Raw genomic sequence first — 20,650 nt, 5'->3', positions numbered from 1 at the left:
ATGAACCGCCTCGTCCTGGTGTGGGAGAAGCTGCGCTCCAGCCTGTGGTTCACCCCCGCGCTCATGGTCGCCGCGGCGGTGGCGTTGGCCGTCGGGCTCATCCAGGTCGAGAGTCCCGAAGGGGCAGGGCGGCTGGCGGCGCGCTGGCCGCGGGTGTTCGGGGCGGGCGCGGAAGGTTCCCGCGGGCTGCTGTCGGCCATCGCCTCGTCGATGATCACCGTGGCTGGCGTGGTGTTCTCGATCACCGTGGTGGCGCTGACCCTGGCGTCGAACCAGTACACGCCGCGGATCCTGCGCAACTTCATGCGCGACCGGCCCAACCAGCTGGTGATCGGTGTCCTCATGGGCGTGTTCGCCTATTGCCTGGTGGTGCTGCGCACGATCCGGGGCGGCGAGGACGGGGTGTTCGTGCCGGGGCTGGCGGTGCTGGGGGCCGTGCTGCTGGCTTTCGTGGCCATCGGGTTCTTGGTGTTCTTCATCCACCACGTCGCCGAGTCGCTGCAGGCTACCCGGATTGTCGAGTCGGTCGCCGACGAGACCCTGGAAGCGGTGGACCGACTGTTTCCCGACCCGGCGGGAGACGAGCCGGAGCAGGCGCTGAGCGGCGACGGTAGGGACCTGTCCGGAGCCGCCGCGTGGGTCAGCCTGCCGGCGCACCGGAGCGGTTACCTGCAGGCGTTCGACACCGCGGCGCTGCTGGAACTGGCCCGCGAGGAGGGCGTGGTGGTGCGGATGGAGAAGCAGATCGGCGAGTTCGTCATCCAGGGCTGCCCGCTTGCGTCGATCTCCAATCGACCGCTGCACGAGCGGCTGGTCCAACGGCTCAATGCCGTCTGTTCGCTGGGGCGCTACCGCACCGTGGAGCAGGACGCCGGCTACGGCATCCGGCAGATCGTGGACATCGCGCTGAAGGCCCTCTCGCCGGGGATCAACGACACCACCACGGCCATCAACTGCGTGGACTACCTCGCCACCATCCTGGCGCGGCTCGTGGACCGCTCGATCGCTGCGCCGCTGCACCGGGAGGACGGACACCTGCTGCTCATCACCCGCGATCCGACGTTCGCCGGCCTTGTGGCCGTCGCCTTCGACCAGATCCGCCAGAACGCCGCGGGGAATACCGCGGTGCTGGGGCGGCAGCTGGAGGTGTTGGCGACCCTGCGGGCGCTGGCGCCCAATGGCGAACGCGTCGAGGTGCTGCGAGGACACGAGCGCCTGATCGTGGAAACCGTCGACCGGACCGTTCCCTCGGCACACGATCGCGCCCGGCTGCGCGAACGCGCAGGCGTGTCCGGTCTTTCCGGCACGGCGGGGTAAGGCAGCTCGCCGCCGGGACCTACGGATCGTTCGCACCTGAAGTGTTTCTCTACGCCTTCATGTCGGTATTTCGGGAGCAACCAATGCGCCAATACGGCAATTTCGTTCTGATGATCGCGGTGGCGTCGGTGTTGATGTTCGGCTTGATGTACCTCAACACCTATCGGCTCGAGCATGTCTGGTTCAGCCAGACGCGGTTGTTCATGACGTTCCTGATGGCCGGCTCCATGACGCTGGTCATGCTGTTCTTCATGCGCGGCATGTATCGCAACCGCACGGCCAACATTGCCCTGTGTCTGGTTGCAGCCGCGCTCGTTGCTGGTGGCACTTGGCTTGTGCGCAGCCAGGCGACCGTGCGCGACGTGGCGTGGATGAAAGCGATGATCCCGCACCATTCCATCGCCATCCTCACCAGCGAGCGGGCGGACATCTCCGAGCCGCGGGTGCGGGACCTGGCCGACCGCATCATTGACACGCAGCGGCGCGAGATCGCCGAGATGGAGGCGCTCATCGCCGAGCTGGAGCGCCGGCCTGGGACGGATGCGGAATGACTGAGCGGGGCCGAGGACAGGTCCCGTGATGCGCTGGCGAGGGACTGACGCGCCCGTCCATCCCGCCGCACTATTCTGTGCCGCCCGCCTGCAAGCGCGCCGACATGCACACGAGCGACGCCGGCTTCGACCCGGACGACAACTTCGCTGATCCCGACCACGGTCCCGTCATCGACGAGGACGCCGACACCGAGACGCTGGTCTGGCAATTGCTGCTGCTGATCAACCCGGACGACGAGGAAACCGCGTTGCAGCAGTTCGACGCCTGGCGCGAGGCCACGGCCGACGCCGGGGAGGACGAGTTCGAGCCGGCCTGGGTGCTCAAGGACATCATCGACTGGAAGTCGGGCTTCCAGCTCCACGATCAGGACGCCGGGGCGTTCATCGAGAGCATTACGGAACTCGTGGCGCGCTGGAACCTCGATCTGGACTGGGGTGTCGAGGACCCCACGGACGACGAGTTCCTGGACGCGGCCGACGTCGGCGAGCTGCTGCAGGTGGCCTACGACGCACTGCGGACGTATGGGTACACCCTGTGGCTGTGGGAGACCGGCACCGACACGATCGCTGGGTGGATCACCCTGAACCGGGACAACGAGGGCATGCGTGCGATCGCGCCGGCGCTCGGCATCGAGGTACGGCCCGCCGGTCGGGCGTGAGCGTGGCCCGCAACAGCGTCTTCGCCTGGATCGCGCTGGGCACGGGCCTACTTCTGCTGATTCCGCTGGTCGCGATGCAGTTCACGCCGGAAGTGGTGTGGACCGCGTCGGACTTCCTGGTCATGGGCGTGCTGATCTTCGGCATGGCCAGCGTCTTCGTGCTGCTGGCAAGGAAGGTCAGCCGCCGGCACCGGGTGCTGATCTTCGGCATGGCCAGCGTCTTCGTGCTGCTGGCAAGGAAGGTCAGCCGCCGGCACCGGGTGCTGGTCGCGCTGGCCTGCGCCGCGGTATTCCTGTGGATCTGGGCCGAGCTGGCGGTCGGGATCTTCACCGACTGGGGGAGCTGATCCCGAAAAGATGCGACCGCGCCACCCGGCTCCAGGTCAGGGCGACGCGGTCGCATCCTTTTACTCCTGCGCGTTGTCAGCTGGCTTTCCCGAACCCGGCAGGTCGGGCTGGCGCCACTCGCCCGCTCACCCGTTGAGGAACTCGACGGCCATCATGGACAGCGCCCGGGCTCCGGTCTCCAGCGCCGCCTCGTCAACGAAGAAGTTCGGGTTGTGGTTTGGCGCTGCGGTGGCGGGGTCCTGGCCTTCGGGGGTCACGCCCAGGAATACATACAGCCCCGGGGCCTGCTGGGAGAAGTAGGAGAAGTCCTCCGCCGCGCCGGGCAACTCCGCCTTGGCAACCTTCCCGTCGGCGGCCCGCTCCAGGACGGGCGCCATCTGTGTCGCGAGTTCGGCGTTGTTGAAGATCGAGCTGTACATCGGTTCGATCGACACGTCCGCGGTGGCGCCGGCGCTCTCGGCGATCTTCTGCGCGCTGCGCTTGAGATCCTCGGCGACCTGGGCGCGCACGCCGTCGTCGTACGTGCGTATGGTCCCGGACATCGTGACCGTCTCGGGCACGATGTTGGGGCCGCTGCCGCCCTCGATGGTGCCGATGGTGACCACGGCGGGCGAGCGGGCGAGGTTCGCCTTGCGGCTGACCACCGTCTGCACGCCCCCGATCACCTGCGCGGAGGCAACCACCGGATCCACCGTGTTCCAGGGCATGCCCCCGTGGCCCTGGCTGCCATCGACGCTGATGTGGAGCATGTCGCTCGCCGCGGTGGTCGCACCGCTACGCCAGCTCAGCTGGCCGGAGGGACCGGGCATCACGTGGAGTGCGAAGACCGCATCCGGCTTGAGCCTGTCGAACAGGCCGTCCTCGAGCATGGCCTTCGCACCCCAGCTTTCGCCATCGCCGGGCTGGACCAGGCTGGAACCTTCCTCAGCCGGCTGGAAGACGAACATCACCGTGCCTTCCAGCTGGTCGCGGATGCCCGTCAGCACTTCGGCCGCGACCATCAACATGGCGGTATGGGCGTCGTGGCCACAGGCGTGCATCACGTCGACCTCGGTGCCGTGGTAAATGCCGCGTGCCTGCGAGGCAAAGGGGAGGCCCGCGGGCTCCTTGACGGGCAGGGCATCCATGTCGGCGCGCAAGGCCACCACCCGACCGGGCTTGCCGCCCTCGAGAATGCCGACCACGCCGGTCTTTCCGATGCCGGTGGCGACCTTGAGTCCAAGGTCTTCGAGATGGCGTGCCACCAGGGCAGCGGTGCGGGTCTCCTGCTCGCCCAGCTCCGGATGCTGGTGGATGTCCCGCCGCCATTCGACGAGCCGGTCCTGGATCGCGGCGGTCTCCTGCCGGATCTGCTGCTCGAGCTTCGAGCCGGGAGCCTGGGCGGCCGCATCCAGGCTGAGCAGAAGGGCGGCGGAGAGCAGCGCGGGCTGCAGGGTCTTGCGCAAGGACAACATCAGCGGTTCCTGTCGTGTGGGGGACCAGATTCGACACGACGGGGCCATGAGAGTTCGGGAGCCGGGGCCGCAGGGGCTCGAACAAACTGTTCCACTCGGGTGGGGAACCGGCTTGGTTGGGCGCCGGGTAAAAAGAATCGACCGCGCCGACCGGCTTCAAGCCGGTAGCGACGCGGCCGCGTCCTTCCTACTGCTGCACTTCGTCAGGTGACTTTCTTGAACACCGTTACGCCAAGCAGGAACAGCACCACGGCAATAATGACCGCGGCCCAGAACAGGAACTTGGCGATGCCGAAGGCGCCGCCTGCGATGCCGCTGAAGCCGAGGATGCCGGCAATTACGCCGATCACGGCAAAGATGATGGCCCACTTGATCATTTTGTTTTTCCTCCCTGTGGTTATTGGCTCCGGACGCTAGCGGGGCGTGGATCGCGGTCGCGTGAGCGCCGCGCGCGTGGTAGGTAATGCGGAGGACTGGATCAGGGGAGTACGCCATTGGGCACGGAGTGCATCTTCTGCCGCATTGCCGCGGGAACCGCGCCGGCGAGCGTCGTACGGGACGAACCCTTGGCCATGGCATTCGTGGATCTTCGCCAGTTCCATGCCGGGCACGTGCTCGTGATCCCGAAGCTCCATGTTCCCGATGTTCGCTCGATGGACCGGGAGACCGGCGCCGCAGTGATGGAGATGGTCTCTGATGTAGCGCGGGCGGTCAGCGATGAATTCCCCGGCGAGGGGCAGAGCATCTGGCACTCCGTCGGTGAGGCTGGCGGCCAGGAGGTTCCGCACCTGCACTTCCACGTGCATCCACGCTTCGCCGGTGACGGGATGTTCCGCGTGTATCCGGACGCGCCGCGGCTTCCGGATCGTGCGACCCTGGACCATTACGCGGCGCGGCTGCGGGAACGCGGCCGCGCCGACGGCGGCTCAGTGGAGCCGGTCCAGTGAACCTCAACCAGGTGACGCTTCCGGCGGTGGACGTCGAGGCATCCGTCGCGTTCTACCAAGGCATGGGCTTGAAGCTGATCGTGAGCTCGCCCCATTACGCCCGGTTCGAGTGTCCGGATGGCGACTCGACCTTCTCCGTCCACCATGTGGAAGGGCCGATCGCGGCCACGGCCGCCGTGGTGTATTTCGAGTGCCCCGACCTGGACGGCAAGGTTGCATCACTGCGGGCCCGGGCGTATTCCTTCAGCCAGATGCCCACCGACCAGCCATGGCTCTGGCGGGAGGCGCGGCTGAAGGATCCCGTCGGCAACGAGATTTGCCTCTACTGGGCGGGGGAGAACCGGAAGAACCCGCCTTGGCGGGTTCGGGACAGCGAAGGTGCGCCCGCCGCGCGGCCGGATCCGGAGGGCTGAAGCCCGTAGCACCGACCACCGGGAGGTGATCCATGGCATTCAAACCGGAAGGCTACAACTCAGCCTCGCCCTACCTGCTGGTCGAGGGCGCGCAGGCAACAGTCGATTTCCTCAAGGCCGTCTTCGACGCGCAGCCGTTGCGGATGGTGCCCGGGGAACACGGGCGACTTCGGCACGCCGAGGTCCGCATCGACGACACGGTGGTCATGCTCGCGGACGCGATCGATGGCTGGCCGGCGGTGGACGCGCATGTACACGTCTACGTCGCCGACGTGGATGCCGCCTGGTCGCGCGCGATGCAGGCCGGCGGCACGGTGGTGCAGGCGCCCGCGCAGAAGGATGACGGCGACAAGCGTGGCGGCGTGCGTGACCCGGGTGGCACGACCTGGTGGATCAGCCAGCAGGTGGGCGGCGACTGAGAGGAGGCGGCCATGGCCAAGGCGACGAAAAAGCCGGTGCTGCTGTCAGGCGGTAACCCGCAGATCCCCAAGGGCGACGGTGACGAGCCGGTGCAGGCCTACATCGAGGCGATGCCCGAATGGAAGCGGGAGGTCGGCCGCAAGCTCGACGCGCTGATCGAGCGCACGGTGCCCGGCGTGTGCAAGGCGGTGCGCTGGAACTCGCCCTTCTATGGGGTGGAAGGGCAGGGCTGGTTTCTCAGCTACCACTGCTTTACCCGGTACGTGAAAGTCACCTTCCTCCGCGGGGCGTCGCTGGACCCGCCACCGCCGGAGAAGTCCAAGCACGAGGATGTGCGCTACTTCCACATCCACGAGGACGATGAAGTGAACGAGGAGCTGCTGTCCGACTGGATCCGGCAGGCGTCGGAACAGCCGGGCGAGAAACTGTTCTAGCCCGCTTGGGATATCGTTGCCTCCATGAACGACGCCATCGACTTCCTCGCCCGCCCGCTCCTGGCCGCCGCACGGGGGGTCATGTGGGTCATCTCCGAGTTCTTCTTCCATATCGTCCTGTGGTGCATCGGCTGGCCGCTGTGGCGCCTGCTCAGCCTCGGCCGCTATCCGGAAACCGGGTTCGCGGACGGCGAGGAGGCGGGGACGATCGAGACGATCCTGGTGTCCGGCCTGGGCCTGGCGGTGCTTGCGGGACTCGGCTGGCTGCTGCTCGGCTAGGGCGGTGGAGGACGCCATCACCCTGCTGGAGGCCTGCACGCGGCCGGTGGTCTTCACCGGCGCCGGCATGTCGGCCGAAAGCGGCATCGCGACTTTCCGTGGTTCCAGTGACAGCCTCTGGTCGCGCTTTCGACCGGAAGAGCTGGCCACCCCGGCCGCTTTCCACCGGGATCCGGCGCTGGTCTGGGGCTGGTACGTGTACCGCATGGCGCAGCTGCAATCCGTGCAGCCGCACGACGGTCACCTGGCGCTTGCCCGGGCCGAGGAGCGCTGGCCGGGGCTGGCCGTCGTAACCCAGAACGTCGACGACCTGCACGAGAAGGCGGGCTCCTCGCGGGTGCTGCACCTGCACGGCGAGTTGATGGAACTGCGGTGCTCCAGGTGCGAGCGCCCGTTCGGTGGCTTCGAGTTGCCGGACATCGCGGACATGGACGCGGGGCAGCGCCTGGATCCGCCGCATTGCGATCATTGCGGTGGCCTGATCCGGCCCGAGGTGGTCTGGTTCGGCGAGTCCCTGCCGACGGACGTCTGGGCACAGGCGCAGGAAGCAATCGCCGGGTGCGACCTGCTGCTGGTGGTAGGGACATCAGGGCAGGTGGAGCCGGCCGCGTCGCTGGTCTCACTGGCGCGAGCGGGCGGGGCACGCGTGGTGCTCATCGATCCAGGGACTACCGGACACGCTGCGGTCGCGGACGTCCACTTGCGCGGTGCCGCGGGCAAGGAATTGCCACGGCTGCTGGCAAACGAGGGAGAGAAGAATGGGTAACTTCGGCCTGACCAATCCGTACCTGAAGTTCGGGGTCGTCTTGCTACTGCTCGGAGCCGCGGTTCTTGCCGTACCGTTCGTGTTCGAGACACGTGAGTCGCTGACGGTTTACTCGGGCCTCGGGTTGACCCTGTTCCTGGCAGGTGCCGTTATCTACACAGGCGGCCGGATCGCCAAGGCCGTACGGGGACTCTCCGGGAGAGTGCCGGGCGACAGCAAGGGCTAGAATGCAGCGCCCGATCCGCCGAGTACCCGAATGTCCGCGTTGCCCGATTGCCCCTCCTGCGGTTCCTCGTACACCTACGAGGACCGGTCGCTTTTCGTCTGCCCCGAGTGCGGCAACGAGTGGTCCGGTAGCGAGCCCGCGGGCGCCGCGGAGGACGCCGTCGTCCATCGCGACGCAGGCGGCAACGTGCTGGCCGACGGTGACTCCGTCACGGTCATCAAGGACCTGAAGGTCAAGGGCGCCAGTTCGGCGCTGAAGGCGGGCACCAAGGTGCGTCAGATCCGCCTGGTCGACGAGGACCACAACATCGACTGCAAGATCGATGGTTTTGGCCCGATGAAGCTCAAGTCCGAGTTCGTCAAGAAGGCCTGAGGCCAGCCGCACTGCTGGCGCCGGACGCCGCGGCGGTGCCGGGCTCCGGCGCCAGCAGGGCCCTATCCGATCTCTGCTTCCTCCCGCAGTGCTGCAGCCAGCCACTGGCGCACGGTAGCGTCATGCCGCTTCTCGGCCGCCAGGGCGTTGGTGAAGCGCTCGGCCAACTCGTCCTGGCCGAACTGCCGGGCCAGGTCGATCAGCAGCTCCCATGAGGCGTTGTCGATCACCTCGGCCGCAAGTAGCGTGGACAGCGCCTGGGCGATGGTCAGGCGGGGCTCGCCCATGGCCTGCACCAGCCCGAGGCCCTGCACTCCGGTGACATCCGCGCAGGGCGTCATTGCGGTCGGGTCGGCGCCGAGCTCCTCGATGGTGCTGGCCAGCAGCTGGAAGTGCCCGTGCTCCTCGTCGCGGATCTGCCGGACGCCTTCGATGGTCATGCCCGAGGGCAGGCTCGGCGCCGCGGCGACCTTCTGCAGCATCATGTCGTACAGGCGGGTGCCGGTGCGTTCGAAGGCGGCGCGCTCGGCGAGCTTGTCCAGCAGGACGTGCATCTTGCGGCCGGTGAGCGCCTGCATGGCGGTGCCGGCCATCCCGCGCAGCGTGGGCGGCGGGGGCATGGAACCGACCGGTTCGGCCTCGGCCAGGTAGGACGTGCGCAGTGCGACGTGGTCGATCTCCGGGTCGGGCACGGTCTTCTGCAGTTCCCGTACCTCCAGCAGCTCGCGCGAGTGCACCGGCGAGGTCTTCATGCCGGTGCGGTTGGTGCCGGTGCTGATCTCGTTCTCCATGACGTTCTCCAGTTCGTGCGCTTACTTCTGCTGTTCGGCGGGCATGGCGAGCTCGGTGCCGGGATTCCACACGTACCCGGCCGGCGCGGCCTCGGTGGGCGAGCCCTCGGAGTTGAGGTGCTGGCGGTACTTCTGCGAGCGTTCCGGGTCCTGCTCCAGCGGCACGAAGTCCGCGCCGCTGGCGCGCAGGTCGACCTCCTGCAGCAGTACCTTGCGGACGAACTCGCGCTGGCTGGCGAAGGGGATCGGTTCGGGCAGCGTGTCAGGGATGAGCTCGCGCGGGTCGCGGCGCTCGACCTCCTTGAACAGCTCCATGACGTACTGCAGGTGGCCCAGCTCGTAATCCAGGAAGCGCTCCCAGATCGCCTTGATGCGCGGATTCGGCTCCTGCTGCACGGCGCTGTAGTAGTTGTAGACCTCGTTGAGCTCGTGCATCAGCCACTGCTCCATCCAGGTCTGGTCCGGGTCGATGATCGACTCGTACTGGGTACGTCGGTCCCTACAGCATGGGCGGCGAGATCGACGAGGTACGCGAGGTGTACCACCGCCTGTCGCCCATCGAGTTCTGCCAGGAGGTGGAAACCCCCACGCTCCTGCTGCAGCGGTGCCGTGCCGGGAACGCCCGGCACCCCCTACGGAGATCGCACCATGCCCACCAAGAGCAACCAGAGTCAGCAGAACAAGAACAAGCAGGGCCAGGAGAGCCAGGGCAGCCAGGGACAGAAGCAGGCCAAGTCCGCTTCGGGCAAGGACGACAAGGGCAGCAGCGGCAGCAGCAAGAAGGGACGTTGATCCCCCGCCAGGACGCAGAAAGGGGCGCCCCCGGAAGGGGGCGCTTTTTCGTTGGGGGCGGGTGCCTCAGACCCAGCCGAACGCGTAGAACAGCCCGATAATCACGAACACCGCCAGCGTCTTGATGATCGTGATGGCGAAGATGTCCTTGTAGGCCTGCCGGTGGGTCAGGCCGGTCACCGCCAGCAGGGTGATGACCGCGCCGTTGTGGGGCAGGGTGTCCATGCCGCCCGACGCCATAGAGGCCACCCGGTGCAGCACTTCCATCGGGATGCCGGTGGCGTTGGCGGCGGCGATGAAGGTGTCGCTCATTGCCGCCAGGGCGATCGACATGCCGCCCGAAGCCGAGCCGGTGATGCCGGCCAGTGCCGTGACGGTCACCGCCTCGTTGACCAGCGGGTTGGGAATCGAGCCCAGCGCGTTGGCGACCACGAGGAAGCCGGGCAGGGCGGCGATCACCGCACCGAAGCCGTACTCCGAGGCGGTGTTCATGCCGGCCAGCAGCGCGCCGCCGACGGCGGCCCTGGAGCCTTCGGCGAAGGTGCCGATCACCGTCTTCCAGGCGGTGGCGACGACGGCCAGGATCCCGACCAGCAGCGCGCCCAGCACCGCCCAGATCGCGGCGATCCGCGGCACTTCCTGCACGATCGGATCGGGGTCGCCAATCACAGCCGGGACGAAGCTGTGGGTAGCCCCGTACCACTGCGGGATCAACCAGGTCAGCACCAGGTTGGACACGCCGACCAGCACCAGCGGCAGGATCGCGACGGCCGGGTGCGCCAGCCTGCCACCGGTAAACGGAGCCGGCTCGTTGACCAGTTCCTCCGGCCTTCCATAACCCTCGCCCCGGCGCTCGGCGACGCGCCGGCGCCATTCCAGGTAGCTGAGCCCGACGATCAGGATGAAGACGCCGCCCACCGTGCCCAGCACCGGCGCGGCCCAGGAGTCGGTGCCGAAGAACGCCGTCGGGATGATGTTCTGAATCTGCGGTGTTCCCGGCAGTGCGTCCATGGTGAAGGTGAACGCCCCCAGCGCGATGGTGCCCGGGATCAGCCGCTTGGGGATGTCGCTCTGGCGGAACAGCTCGGCGGCGAACGGGTAGACCGCGAACACCACGACGAACAGTGAGACCCCACCATAAGTGAGCAGCGCGCAGACGATCACGATCGACAGGATCGCCCGCTTGGCGCCGACCACGCGGATCGTCGCCGCGACGATGGACTTGGAGTAGCCGGAGATCTCGATCAGCTTGCCGAATACCGCGCCAAGCAGGAACACCGGGAAGTACAGCTTGAGGAAACCGACCATGCGGTCCATGAACAGGCCGGTGAACATGGGCGCGACCAGCGACGGGTCGGTCAGCAGCACCGCGCCCAGCGCGGCTACCGGCGCGAACAGGATCACGCTGTAGCCGCGGTAGGCCACGAACATCAGGAAGCTCAGTGCGGCAAGCACGATCAGGAACGACATCGGATCCCCCGGTCAGGAACGGTCGCGCAGCGCACGACGCCGGGGGACAGTGTCGGTACCAGCCGTGGGGCGGGCACATTGTCCGAAGGTACGATGCCGTCCCGCGGAAGCGCCCCCTAGTCTGCGATCACGGCGGCAGGTGCCGCACCGACCAGACGTTCTCCAGGGGATCTGCATGAAGCGCGCGAACACCCGTTACACGACCCTCAGCCTCGCCATCGTCCTCGCCCTGGGCGCGCCCGCGGTTGCCGCGCAGCAGTCCGGAACGCCGGATACCGCTTCCCCGCAGGCCCGTTCGGCCACGGACCTGGACGCGGTCACCGTGACCGCCCGCCGCCGCACCGAGTCCATCCAGGACGTGCCGGTCGCGGTCAGCGCCTTCAGCGAGGACGACCTGGACACGCTGCAGGCCGCCGACGTGACCGGCCTGCAGGGCGCGGTGCCGAACCTCAACATCGTGCAGGGCCGCGGCTCGGCCAACAGCACCAACGTCTTCATCCGCGGCATCGGCCAGCCGGACGCGCTGCAGACCTTCGATCCCGGCGTGGGCATGTACGTGGACGACGTGTACTACTCGCGCATCAACGGCTCGATGTTCTCGCTGTTCGACGTCGCCCAGGTCGAGGTGCTGCGTGGTCCCCAGGGCACGCTGTACGGCAAGAACTCCACTGGCGGCGCGATCAAGGTGACCACCAAGGATCCGTTCAACTACCAGGGCGGCGCGGTGGAGGCCACCGTGGGCAGCGACGGCCGGCGCGAGGGGCGCTTCTACGCCAGCACCCAGCTCAGCGACACCGTGGCCGGCAGCATCGCCGGCGCGATCATCAACTACGACGGCCACGTCAGCGACCTGGACGGCAACCACGATTTCAACGACGACGAGACCCGCGCGGTCCGCGCCAAGCTGTCGTTCCGGCCCAGCGACACCTTCCGCGCCACCTTCTCCGTGGACCACACCGAGCAGGACGCGAGCCTGACCATGGGCCGTCCGATGGCCCCGCTGATCCAGACCGACCTGGCGCTCGGCCCTGTGGTGCTGCGCCCGGCGGACACCGGCGAGTGGGACTTCACCGCCCGCAGCTCCTTCGGGCCCGGCCAGGGCCAGGAGCTGGAGCACACCGGCGCCTCGCTGGCGATGGAGTGGGACCTGTCGCCGCAGTGGATGTTCAAGTCCATCACCGCGCACCGCCAGCTGGAGACGCACTCCTTCATCGACATCGACGCCTCCGAGTACGAGCTTGGCGACGTGCTGGTGGCGATCGACCAGGACCAGACCAGCCAGGAATTCCAGCTGCTGTATGACAACGGGTCCAACCTGCAGGCGACCTTCGGCGCGTACTACATGCAGGAGAACGTGCCGTCCTACCAGGAGGCCTACGCGGACGACCTGTTCGCGCTGGCCGGCGCGCCGATCGACTTCCTGCGCACGATCGAGGACGACCTGCAGACGACCTCGGTCGCGGCCTTCGCCCACGTCAACTGGGAGTTCGTGCCGACCTGGGTGCTCGCCGCCGGCGTGCGCTGGACCAGGGACGAGAAGGAGTACGACCGCAGCACCAGCACGTTCTGGGGCGCGCCCTTCGAGGCGCTCAACGAGACGGTCGCGTTCTCCGACAAGGCCGACTGGACCGCGGTCACCCCGTCGGTCAGCCTGCAGAAGCACTTCAGCGACAACGTAATGGGCTACGTGTCGGCGAACCGCGGCTTCAAGTCGGGCGGCTTCAACGGGCGTGCCAACACGGTCTACGACACCCAGAACGCCGAGTTCGACCCGGAGTACGTGTGGACCTACGAGCTGGGCCTGAAGGCCAGCTCGGCCGACAACCGCCTGCGCGGCAGCGTCGCCGCGTTCAAGAGCGACTACGAGGACTTCCAGGCGCGCGTCTCGCAGGACGTGGGCACCTTCCCGGTGCTCAACGCCGCCGAGCTGGACATCGTGGGCGTCGAGTTCGAGGGCATCGCCATGCTGGGCGAGGCGACCACGCTCAGTGGGCAGCTGGGCCTGATGGACGCCGAGTACGACCGCTTCGACGACTTCCGCCTGGATCCGTCCTACCCCGGCTACGACCCCAACGTGAACCACGACCACGTGCCGTTCTCGCCCGAGGTCACCGCGCGGATCGCGCTGCAGCACCAGTTCGACCTGGCCTCCGGCGGGCTGCTGACCCTGGGCGGCGACGTGTCCCACCGCAGCGAGACCTGGCTGTCGGTCGACAACCGCGACGTGCTGCGCCAGGACGACTACACCGTGGCCGGCCTGTTCGGCATCTGGGACTCGCCGCAGTACAGCTGGCAGGTGCGCGCCGGCGTGCGCAACGTCACCGACGAGGTCTACATGACCGAAGGCCAGGAGTTCGCGAGCGTCGGCAACATCCAGACCGCGTACTACGGCCTGCCGCGCAACTGGTACGTGTCGGTGCGCTACAACTTCTGATCGCCACACCGGTCATTCCCGCGTACGCGGGAATCCATGGGTCCGGCGACGTCCCCGGGTTCCCGCGTGCGCGGGAACGACGGGGCGCCGAAATGATGCTACAGGGCGCTATCCTCCCGGCATGGGGAGGGGATCATTGACGCCGGAGCGACGCCGATGCTGGGCACCGGCGTCGTAGTCGCGGCCGCGGTGGCGTGGCTCGCGGTGCTGTTCGGCACCGCGATCTATGCCGAGCGCCACCCGGGCGTGCTGGCCCGGCACTGGCGGCACGTGTACTCGCTGTCGCTGGCGGTGCACTGCACCTCCTGGACCTTCTACGGGACGGTGACCCAGGCCGCGCGCTACGGCTGGCCGCTGCCGCCCACCTTCCTCGGGGCGATCGTGTTCTACGTGCTGGCCTTCGCCTTCATGGCGAAGCTGGTGCGCCTGGCGCGGCAGGGCAACGCCACCTCCATCGCCGACCTGATCGCCACCCGGCTGGGGAAGGACCCGTGGCTGGCGGCGGTGGTGACGCTGGTGGCGGTGCTTGGGCTGGTCCCGTACATCGCCCTGCAGCTGAAGGCTGTGACGATGAGCTTCGGCACCATCACCGGCGGACCGATCGCCGGCGGGGTACCGGCGCTGCAGGACGGGGCGCTGTACGTGGCCCTGGCGATGGCGGCGTTCGCGGTCGCCTTCGGCACCCGGCGTGCCAGCGCCGCCGAGCACAACCGCGGACTGGTGCTGGCGATGGCCTTCGAGTCGGTCTTCAAGCTGGTGGCCATGCTGGCCCTGGGCGTGTTCGTGTGGCTGGGCCTGCAGGCGGTGCCGGCGCAGGCGCCGGTCGCACCCGAGCCGGTCGGCGGCTTCGTTCCGCTGGTGCTGCTGGGCGCGCTGGCGATGTTCATCCTGCCGCACCAGTTCCACGTCGGCGTGGTCGAGTGCCGGGACGAGGCGGACATCCGCACCGCGCGTTGGCAGTTCCCGCTGTATTTGGTGCTGATCGCGCTACCGACGCTGCCGCTGGCGCATGCGGGCGTGGCGCTGCTGGGCGATACCGTGCCTTCGGACATGTACGCGCTGGCGCTGCCGGCGGCGATGGGGCACGACGGGCTGGCGCTGTTCGCGTTCCTGGGCGGGCTGAGTGCCGCCACCGGGATGGTGGTGGTCAGCACGCTGGCGCTGAGCCTGATGATCGGCAACCACTGGTTCGCGCCCGGGCTGCTGCGCGGGGCGTGGGCGCTGCGCCCCGGCGAGGACGACCACCGGGGGGCGCTGCTGACGCTGCGCCGGACCGGCATCGTGGCGATCATGCTGCTGGCGTGGGCGTACAGCCGCCTCGCCGGCGGCAGCGAGGCACTGGCGGACATGGGGGCGCTGTCGTTCTCGGCACTGGCGACGCTCGCACCGGCGCTGGCGTTCGCGGTGTGGCGCCCGTCGACGCCGCCCGCCGCGGCCGCCGTGGGGGTGCTCGCGGGCTTCGCGGCGTGGGCCTGGGTGATGCTGCCGCCGTTGGCCCACGGTGGCACTGAGGTGCCGGCGTGGGTCGTGGCCGGCCCGTTCGGTCTGCAGTGGCTGGCCCCCGACGCGCTGTTCGGGCTGACCGGATGGAGCCGCCTGGGCCGGGCGGTCGGGGTCAGCCTGACCGCCGGGTTGGTAGTGACGCTGGTGCTGGCCGCGTGGTGGCCGGACCGCGCGCGTACCACGACGCGCGGCTCGGACCGGCGCACGCTGCGCAATGCCGGACGACGCTTCCTGCCGGCGCGGGTGGTGGACGGCGTGCTGCGCGGGGCCCCGGCCGATGGCCCGGTGCCGATGGAGATCGAGGCGCGCCTCGAGCACGAGTTGGCGGCGGTGCTGGGCAGTTCCTCCGCGCGCCTGCTGCTCGACGCCGCCCGCCGTCAGGCCGGGCCGGACCTGGACACCGTCGTCGCGATCATCGACGAGGCGTCGCAGGACCTGCGTTTCAACCAGCGCCTGCTGGAGGCCGCGCTGGAGAACATGAGCCAGGGCATCAGCGTGGTCGATCGCGAGCTGCGGCTGGTCGCCTGGAACAGCCGCTACCGCGAGCTGTTCGGCTATCCGGACGGCCTGCTGCGCGTCGGGGTGCCCGTTGCCGACCTGGTGCGCCACAACCTGGGCACCGGCTTGGCCGGGCAGGTGGACGTGGAGTTCGAGGTCGACAAGCGCCTGCACCACATGCGCGCCGGCACGCCGTACGTGAGCGAGCGGCGCTTCCCCGACGGCAGCATCATCGAGATCCGCGGCAACCCGATGCCGGGCGGCGGCTTCGTGGCGTCCTTCACCGATGTCACCGCCTTCCGCCGCGCCGAGGCCGAGCTCACCCGTGCCAACGAGACCCTGGAGCAGCGGGTGCGCGAGCGCACGGCCTCGGCCGAGCAGGCCCGCCGCGAGGCCGAGCGCGCCAACGAGGCGAAGAGCCGGTTCCTGACCGCGGTCGGCCACGACCTGCTTCAGCCGCTGCACGCCGCCCAACTGTTCACCGAATCCCTGGCCGCGCAGCTGGAGCCGCGTAAGCGCCACTCGCTCGACCCGATCCGCGGCGCGCTGGATTCCACCACCGACCTGCTGACGGGGCTGTTCGACATGGCGCGGCTGGAGGCCGGCGGACTGGTACCGCAGCCGCGGCCCTTCCCGCTGGCCGATGTGCTGGAGCCGCTGGCGTCCGAGTTCCGGGCGCTGGCCCGGGCGCGCGGGCTGGAGTTCGACTTCGTCCCGGTGCGTGCCTGGACGCATAGCGATCCCCAGCTGTTGCGGCGGGTGCTGCAGAACTTCCTGGCCAACGCCGTGCGGTATGCGGGCGAGGGACGGATCCTGCTGGGCGTGCGGCGCTCGGGCGTGCAGCTGCGCATCGAGGTGCACGACACCGGGCCCGGCATCGAGCCGGCGCAGCAGGCGCTGATCTTCGAGGAGTTCCGCCGCGGCGAGGGCGTGGCCGGGCAGGGGCTGGGCCTGGGGCTGTCGATCGCCGAGCGCATCGCCGGCCTGCTCGGCAGCCGCGTGGGGCTGCGCAGCCGGATGGGGCGGGGCACCGCGTTCTGGGTCACCGTGCCCTGCGCCGAGGCGCCGGCGGTGCCGGAGCCACCCCGGCGCACCGCGCTGGCCGGCCTGGACGTGCTGGTGGTCGACAATGATCCGGCGGCCCTGCAGGCGCTGGCGGGGGTGCTTCGTGGCTGGGGCTGCAGCGTCCAGACCGCGCCCGGGGGAGAGGCGGCGTTGCGTGCGCATGCATCCCGTCCCGCGGCGCTGTGGCTGCTGGACTACCACCTGGACGACGGGGAGACCGGTATCGCGGTGTACCGCCGCCTGGCGGAGCGCTTCGGCAGCGTGCCGGCGCTGGTGCTCAGTGGGGATGCCACCGACGCGGTGCGGCGCGAGGTGGCCGAGGAGGGACTCGGGCTGCTGCCCAAGCCGGTACGTCCACTGGCCCTGAAGTCGATGCTGAGCCGCCTGCTGGCGGTGCGCGGGGCGTAGGGCGCGCTCAGGCCTCGAGCTGGGTCGAGGGGTCGCTGAGTTCCAGTGAGCGCAGGATCACCCCGGCCTGGGTGCGGTTGCGCGCGCCGAGCTTCTCGAAGATCGCGGTCAGGTGCGCCTTGACCGTGCGCTCCTGGACCTCCAGCCGGTCGGCGATCTGCTTGTTGAGCAGGCCGTCGGCGACCAGGGTGAGTACGCGGAACTGCTGTGGCGTCAGGCTCGCCAGGCGGGCAGCCAGGTCGGCGTCCCCGGGCTCCGAACGCGCCCGGGCCACCGCCTGCCGCAGGGCCGGCGGCAGCCATTCCTCGCAGTCGAGGACGCTGCGGATCGCATCGCGCATGTCCTCCAGGCCGGAGCTCTTGGGGATGTAGCCCGCGGCACCGTGGTCGAGTGCGCGGCGCACCACCTGCGGGTCCTCGTTGGCCGACACCAGCACCACCGCCACCGCCGGGAACTGCGCGCGGATGGCCGCCAGCCCGGCCAGCCCGTGGTTGCCGGGCATGTGCAGGTCCAGCAGTACCAGGTCGACCTCGGCGTTGGACTCGAGCACCGCGAGGGCCTGGTCGAGCGTGCCTGCCTCCAGGGTATGGATGTCGCTGGCGGCGTCCTGCGCCGCGCCACGCAGTGCGGCGCGGAACAGCGGGTGGTCGTCGGCGATGAGCAGGGTGGGCATGGTCGAAGGATGCCCGCTGGCGGCGGGCGGGGCCATCCGGTGGGTGGTTACTGCGCGGTCCAGCCGCCGTCGACCGGCAGGCTGGCACCGGTGAGGTTGTGGGCCTCGCGGCGGCACAGCCAGGTGGCGAGCGCGCCGATCTCCTCGGGCAGGGTCATTCGAAGGCTCGGCTGCTTCTCCGACAGCAGCGCGCGCACCCCGTCGTCGCGGCTTCCGCCGTCGCGGCGCGCCTCGATCTGCGGCTCGATCAGCGGGGTTTCCACCCAGCCCGGGCAGATGCAGTTGACGGTCACGCCACCGCTCTCGCGGCTGCCGGCGCTGGCGTACTCCAGCGCGGCGACCTTGCTCAGCCCGACCAGGCCGAACTTGCTGGCCACGTACGGCGCCTTGTCGACCGAGGCCACCAGCCCATGCACGGAGGCCACGTTGATGACCCGACCGAAGCCCCGCTCCGCCATGCCGGGCAGCACCAGGCGCATGGTGTGGAAGGCGGCGCTCAGGTTGAGGGCGAGGATGTCGTCCCACTTGCCCGGGGGCATCCGCTCCAGCGGGGCGGCGTGCTGCATGCCGGCGTTGTTGACCAGCACGTCGATCGAGCCCCAGGCCCGCACGACCCCCACCAGCGCGGTGATCGCCGCCGGGTCACGGAGGTCGGCGGGGAAATACCGCGCCTCGGGGGCGCCGGCGTCGCGGACCGCCGAGACCGCGGCCTCGATCTCGCCGGAGTCGCCCAGGCCGGTTACCGCGACCCGGGCACCGGCGGCCGCCAGGGATCGGGCGATGCCCAATCCGATGCCGGAGGTGCTGCCGGTGACGAGGGCGGTGCGGCCGCGCAGGAAGGTGTCGGTCATGGAGGTGTCGCGTGCGGAGGGATGGGAGGACCGTAGCAAAGGCCCGCGTCCCTGCCTCGCGTACGAAAGTACGATGCCGGCCGCACCCGCCGCTGCTAGCTTGGGCCACCGACCACAAGGGGAGCCGCGCCCGTGCGAATGCCATCCAGGACCTCCGTTTCCACGACACGCCTGCCGGCGCTCGCCACGCTCGCCGTGGCGATCGCCCTGGCGGGCTGCGCGAGCGCACCCGTTGGCCCGGCGGCCCAGGGTACGGCGGCGCCCGCGGTCGCTTCCAGCCACGCCCACGAGCGCGTGTCGGTGCACCGCGATGGCGACGACCTGCTCACTGCTGGCCTCGGGCTGGCGGGCCTGCAGTCGATGCAGGCACCGGCGTTCGCCGACCCGGAGGCGCCGACCGCCTCCGAGCTGCGCCGCCGTGCCATCTGGGCGGCCTGGCGGGGCATCGCCGACCTGTCCCCGGTCGGCGGATACGGTACGTCCTACGGGAGTGTCGAGGCGGTTCCGGGACGGGAGTTCTCGGCGTACGCAGCCGTCCCCGGCGCCACGCACCCGCATCGGGTCCTGGTGCAGGTGCCCGACGCGTTCGATGCGGAGCGCCGCTGCCTGGTGGTCGCGCCGGCCTCCGGCTCGCGCGGGATCCACGGCGCGATCGCGGTCGCCGCGCCCTGGGCGCTGCCGCGCGGGTGTGCGGTGGCCTACACCGACAAGGGCGCCGGGAGCGACTACTTCGACCTCGATGCCGGGGTGGGCTTCCGCGTCGACGGCACCGCCGCGGCAGCGGACGCCGCCGACGACCTCGCCTTCGTGCCGGAAGCGCCGGCGGGGGCAACCGGCATCGCCTTCAAGCATGCGCACTCCGGTGACAACCCGGAGGCGGACTGGGGCCGGCACGTGCGCCAGGCGGCGGAGTACGGCCTCGACGTGCTGGCCCGGGCCTTCCCGGACCAGGCGCCGTTCCACTGGGACGACACCCGGGTGATCGCGGTCGGCATCTCCAACGGCGGTGGCGCGGTGCTGCAGGCGGCCGGCCTGGAGGGTGGCTGGCTGGACGCGGTGGTCGCCGGCGAACCGAACGTGCTGGTCGATGGCCATGGCAGCCGGGCGCTGTACGACTACACGACCGAAGCCGCGCTGGTGATGCCGTGCGCGCTGCTGGACATGGAAGGCCTGCCGCAGCCGCCTGCCCTGGACCAGGTCCGCCCGTCCTGGGAACAGCGCTGCGCCTCCCTGGCCGAGGCCGGCGTGGTGGAGGGCGATGACACCGCCAGCCGTGCCCGTTCGGCCCGCGAGCTGCTGTCGTCCGCGGGCTGGACGGAAGAGGCGCTGCGCGCCGGGGCCCTGTCGACGGGCTTCGATCTCTGGCGTGCCGTCGCGGCGACCTATGCCTCCGCCTACACCGGCGCAGGCGTGGGCGAACACCCCTGCGGCATGTCCTGGGCGGTGGTGGGCGAGGGCGGGCCGCGGCCGGCGACCGCCGCCGAGCGCGCGGCGTGGTGGTCCGATGCGAGCGGCATCCCTCCGGGCAACGGGATCATGCTGCTCGATGCCAGCGTCATGGCCCTGGATCCGGGCCTGGGCGGGTTGCAATGCCTGCGCGCGCTATGGACGGGCGACGATGCCCGGGGCGAAGCGCTTCGCGCCGGAGTGGCGGAGACGAAGGCGGCCATGCCGGACGCCGGCCTGCCGGTGCTCGTGGTCCACGGCACCGACGATGGCCTCATCCCGATGGCGTTCAGCAGCAAGCCGTACGTGGACGCGGCACGTGCCGCGGGCGGCACCGTGTCGTACTGGCAGGTCGGGGACGTCCAGCACTTCGACGGCTTCCTCGTGCTGCCGGACTATGCCGCCCGCTACAAGCCGCTGTTGCCGCACCTATACGAGGCACTGGAGCAGGTCGACCGGCACCTCGACGGCGCCGCGTTCCCGGGCGACGCCCGGCTCTGATCCGGGCCGGGCCGGTTCGGCAGTGCGCGCCC

At 69.6% G+C, this 20,650-nt stretch carries 23 protein-coding genes; 16 read left to right on the top strand and 7 right to left on the bottom strand.

All coding sequences use genetic code 11. The annotated features are described in order from the left end of the window. The 4 genes from G545_RS13240 (at nucleotide 1) to G545_RS13235 (ending at nucleotide 2,874) form a co-directional block, all read left to right on the top strand. Nucleotides 1-1,317, top strand: coding sequence for a DUF2254 domain-containing protein (locus G545_RS13240; RefSeq protein WP_052106593.1), 1,317 nt, complete (start codon nucleotides 1-3; stop codon nucleotides 1,315-1,317). Between the two features lie 83 nt (nucleotides 1,318-1,400). After that, a complete protein-coding gene (locus G545_RS0102200; protein WP_027068964.1) occupies nucleotides 1,401-1,868 on the top strand; it encodes a DUF305 domain-containing protein in 468 nt (155 codons plus the stop codon). Nucleotides 1,869-1,972: 104 nt separating this feature from the next. Next, complete coding sequence (locus G545_RS0102195; RefSeq protein WP_027068963.1) at nucleotides 1,973-2,527, top strand: DUF6630 family protein; 555 nt, start codon at nucleotides 1,973-1,975, stop codon at nucleotides 2,525-2,527. A gap of 2 nt (nucleotides 2,528-2,529) precedes the next feature. After that, nucleotides 2,530-2,874 (top strand): hypothetical protein, encoded by a 345-nt coding sequence (locus G545_RS13235; protein WP_052106594.1) that lies wholly within the window; start codon nucleotides 2,530-2,532, stop codon nucleotides 2,872-2,874. 126 nt (nucleotides 2,875-3,000) lie between these two features. Here the strand turns inward: G545_RS13235 and G545_RS0102185 are convergent, their stop codons facing one another. After that, entirely contained in the window at nucleotides 3,001-4,308 is a 1,308-nt protein-coding gene (locus G545_RS0102185; RefSeq protein ID WP_197050195.1) for an amidohydrolase, read from the bottom strand. 224 nt (nucleotides 4,309-4,532) lie between these two features. Then, complete coding sequence (locus G545_RS15180) at nucleotides 4,533-4,706, bottom strand: DUF1328 domain-containing protein (RefSeq protein WP_027068961.1); 174 nt, start codon at nucleotides 4,704-4,706, stop codon at nucleotides 4,533-4,535. A 117-nt stretch (nucleotides 4,707-4,823) separates the two neighbouring features. On the opposite strand from G545_RS15180, the gene G545_RS0102175 reads away from it, so the two are divergent. From G545_RS0102175 to G545_RS0102140, 8 genes are read left to right on the top strand one after another with little or no spacing between them, the layout of a single operon-like run. Next, a complete protein-coding gene (locus tag G545_RS0102175; protein ID WP_036136381.1) occupies nucleotides 4,824-5,276 on the top strand; it encodes an HIT family protein in 453 nt (150 codons plus the stop codon). Next, nucleotides 5,273-5,689, top strand: coding sequence for a VOC family protein (locus G545_RS13230; RefSeq protein ID WP_052106595.1), 417 nt, complete (start codon nucleotides 5,273-5,275; stop codon nucleotides 5,687-5,689). The genes G545_RS0102175 and G545_RS13230 overlap by 4 nt, the downstream gene beginning before the upstream one ends. Nucleotides 5,690-5,721: 32 nt before the next feature. Beyond that, nucleotides 5,722-6,108, top strand: coding sequence for a VOC family protein (locus G545_RS0102165; RefSeq protein WP_027068959.1), 387 nt, complete (start codon nucleotides 5,722-5,724; stop codon nucleotides 6,106-6,108). A 12-nt stretch (nucleotides 6,109-6,120) separates the two neighbouring features. Further along, entirely contained in the window at nucleotides 6,121-6,543 is a 423-nt protein-coding gene (locus G545_RS0102160; protein ID WP_027068958.1) for a DUF1801 domain-containing protein, read from the top strand. 24 nt (nucleotides 6,544-6,567) lie between these two features. After that, nucleotides 6,568-6,822 carry a hypothetical protein gene (locus G545_RS13225; RefSeq protein ID WP_036136383.1) on the top strand — a complete coding sequence of 85 codons (255 nt, stop codon included), beginning with the start codon at nucleotides 6,568-6,570 and terminating at the stop codon, nucleotides 6,820-6,822. Nucleotides 6,823-6,826: 4 nt separating this feature from the next. Then, nucleotides 6,827-7,588 (top strand): SIR2 family NAD-dependent protein deacylase, encoded by a 762-nt coding sequence (locus G545_RS13220; RefSeq protein WP_052106596.1) that lies wholly within the window; start codon nucleotides 6,827-6,829, stop codon nucleotides 7,586-7,588. Next, the gene (locus G545_RS0102145; protein WP_027068957.1) at nucleotides 7,581-7,814 is read left to right on the top strand and encodes a hypothetical protein; all 234 of its coding nucleotides are present in this window, start codon (nucleotides 7,581-7,583) and stop codon (nucleotides 7,812-7,814) included. Before G545_RS13220 ends, G545_RS0102145 begins: the two co-directional genes overlap by 8 nt. A 30-nt stretch (nucleotides 7,815-7,844) precedes the next feature. Continuing rightward, complete coding sequence (locus G545_RS0102140) at nucleotides 7,845-8,186, top strand: zinc ribbon domain-containing protein YjdM (RefSeq protein ID WP_027068956.1); 342 nt, start codon at nucleotides 7,845-7,847, stop codon at nucleotides 8,184-8,186. 62 nt (nucleotides 8,187-8,248) lie between these two features. Here the strand turns inward: G545_RS0102140 and G545_RS0102135 are convergent, their stop codons facing one another. Then, nucleotides 8,249-8,977: a ferritin-like domain-containing protein gene (locus G545_RS0102135; RefSeq protein ID WP_027068955.1), complete on the bottom strand. Its 729-nt coding sequence runs from the start codon at nucleotides 8,975-8,977 to the stop codon at nucleotides 8,249-8,251. 21 nt (nucleotides 8,978-8,998) lie between these two features. After that, on the bottom strand, nucleotides 8,999-9,427 hold the full coding sequence (locus G545_RS0102130; protein ID WP_027068954.1) for a hypothetical protein: 429 nt from the start codon (nucleotides 9,425-9,427) through the stop codon (nucleotides 8,999-9,001). Nucleotides 9,428-9,625: 198 nt separating this feature from the next. Between G545_RS0102130 and G545_RS15550 the strand changes: the two genes are divergently transcribed. Next, nucleotides 9,626-9,769, top strand: coding sequence for a hypothetical protein (locus tag G545_RS15550; protein WP_154656487.1), 144 nt, complete (start codon nucleotides 9,626-9,628; stop codon nucleotides 9,767-9,769). Nucleotides 9,770-9,835: 66 nt separating this feature from the next. On the opposite strand, the gene G545_RS0102120 is transcribed toward G545_RS15550, so the two are convergent. Continuing rightward, on the bottom strand, nucleotides 9,836-11,239 hold the full coding sequence (locus G545_RS0102120; protein ID WP_027068953.1) for a GntP family permease: 1,404 nt from the start codon (nucleotides 11,237-11,239) through the stop codon (nucleotides 9,836-9,838). 175 nt (nucleotides 11,240-11,414) lie between these two features. Here G545_RS0102120 and G545_RS0102115 point away from each other — a divergent pair, with 175 nt between their 5' ends. Both G545_RS0102115 and G545_RS0102110 read left to right on the top strand, forming a co-directional pair. Further along, nucleotides 11,415-13,673: a TonB-dependent receptor gene (locus tag G545_RS0102115; RefSeq protein ID WP_027068952.1), complete on the top strand. Its 2,259-nt coding sequence runs from the start codon at nucleotides 11,415-11,417 to the stop codon at nucleotides 13,671-13,673. A 156-nt stretch (nucleotides 13,674-13,829) separates the two neighbouring features. Then, the gene (locus G545_RS0102110; RefSeq protein WP_027068951.1) at nucleotides 13,830-17,147 is read left to right on the top strand and encodes a hybrid sensor histidine kinase/response regulator; all 3,318 of its coding nucleotides are present in this window, start codon (nucleotides 13,830-13,832) and stop codon (nucleotides 17,145-17,147) included. Between the two features lie 7 nt (nucleotides 17,148-17,154). Here the strand turns inward: G545_RS0102110 and G545_RS0102105 are convergent, their stop codons facing one another. Together G545_RS0102105 and G545_RS0102100 are read right to left on the bottom strand one after the other, a co-directional pair. Continuing rightward, nucleotides 17,155-17,820: a response regulator transcription factor gene (locus G545_RS0102105; RefSeq protein ID WP_027068950.1), complete on the bottom strand. Its 666-nt coding sequence runs from the start codon at nucleotides 17,818-17,820 to the stop codon at nucleotides 17,155-17,157. A 47-nt stretch (nucleotides 17,821-17,867) separates the two neighbouring features. After that, on the bottom strand, nucleotides 17,868-18,671 hold the full coding sequence (locus G545_RS0102100) for a 3-hydroxybutyrate dehydrogenase (protein ID WP_027068949.1): 804 nt from the start codon (nucleotides 18,669-18,671) through the stop codon (nucleotides 17,868-17,870). Between the two features lie 138 nt (nucleotides 18,672-18,809). Here G545_RS0102100 and G545_RS13215 point away from each other — a divergent pair, with 138 nt between their 5' ends. After that, nucleotides 18,810-20,618: a 3-hydroxybutyrate oligomer hydrolase family protein gene (locus G545_RS13215; RefSeq protein ID WP_081677672.1), complete on the top strand. Its 1,809-nt coding sequence runs from the start codon at nucleotides 18,810-18,812 to the stop codon at nucleotides 20,616-20,618. Nucleotides 20,619-20,650: the final 32 nt, after the last annotated feature.

It is taken from the genome of Lysobacter defluvii IMMIB APB-9 = DSM 18482 (assembly GCF_000423325.1).
Classification (GTDB): Bacteria; Pseudomonadota; Gammaproteobacteria; order Xanthomonadales; family Xanthomonadaceae; genus Novilysobacter; species Novilysobacter defluvii.
The sequence above is the reverse complement of the archived record's forward strand: the minus strand, read 5'-3'. Positions and strand labels throughout refer to the sequence as shown.

Coding starts and splice junctions, on each gene's coding strand:
- G545_RS13215 (WP_081677672.1), top strand. CDS start 18,810: ATGCCATCCAGGACCTCCGTTTCCACGACACGCCTGCCGGCGCTCGCC.
- G545_RS13240 (WP_052106593.1), top strand. CDS start 1: ATGAACCGCCTCGTCCTGGTGTGGGAGAAGCTGCGCTCCAGCCTGTGG.
- G545_RS13225 (WP_036136383.1), top strand. CDS start 6,568: ATGAACGACGCCATCGACTTCCTCGCCCGCCCGCTCCTGGCCGCCGCA.
- G545_RS0102195 (WP_027068963.1), top strand. CDS start 1,973: ATGCACACGAGCGACGCCGGCTTCGACCCGGACGACAACTTCGCTGAT.
- G545_RS15180 (WP_027068961.1), bottom strand. CDS start 4,706: ATGATCAAGTGGGCCATCATCTTTGCCGTGATCGGCGTAATTGCCGGC.
- G545_RS0102100 (WP_027068949.1), bottom strand. CDS start 18,671: ATGACCGACACCTTCCTGCGCGGCCGCACCGCCCTCGTCACCGGCAGC.
- G545_RS0102115 (WP_027068952.1), top strand. CDS start 11,415: ATGAAGCGCGCGAACACCCGTTACACGACCCTCAGCCTCGCCATCGTC.
- G545_RS0102120 (WP_027068953.1), bottom strand. CDS start 11,239: ATGTCGTTCCTGATCGTGCTTGCCGCACTGAGCTTCCTGATGTTCGTG.
- G545_RS0102200 (WP_027068964.1), top strand. CDS start 1,401: ATGCGCCAATACGGCAATTTCGTTCTGATGATCGCGGTGGCGTCGGTG.
- G545_RS0102135 (WP_027068955.1), bottom strand. CDS start 8,977: ATGGAGAACGAGATCAGCACCGGCACCAACCGCACCGGCATGAAGACC.
- G545_RS0102130 (WP_027068954.1), bottom strand. CDS start 9,427: ATGGAGCAGTGGCTGATGCACGAGCTCAACGAGGTCTACAACTACTAC.
- G545_RS0102165 (WP_027068959.1), top strand. CDS start 5,722: ATGGCATTCAAACCGGAAGGCTACAACTCAGCCTCGCCCTACCTGCTG.
- G545_RS15550 (WP_154656487.1), top strand. CDS start 9,626: ATGCCCACCAAGAGCAACCAGAGTCAGCAGAACAAGAACAAGCAGGGC.
- G545_RS0102160 (WP_027068958.1), top strand. CDS start 6,121: ATGGCCAAGGCGACGAAAAAGCCGGTGCTGCTGTCAGGCGGTAACCCG.
- G545_RS0102110 (WP_027068951.1), top strand. CDS start 13,830: ATGCTGGGCACCGGCGTCGTAGTCGCGGCCGCGGTGGCGTGGCTCGCG.
- G545_RS0102145 (WP_027068957.1), top strand. CDS start 7,581: ATGGGTAACTTCGGCCTGACCAATCCGTACCTGAAGTTCGGGGTCGTC.
- G545_RS0102105 (WP_027068950.1), bottom strand. CDS start 17,820: ATGCCCACCCTGCTCATCGCCGACGACCACCCGCTGTTCCGCGCCGCA.
- G545_RS0102140 (WP_027068956.1), top strand. CDS start 7,845: ATGTCCGCGTTGCCCGATTGCCCCTCCTGCGGTTCCTCGTACACCTAC.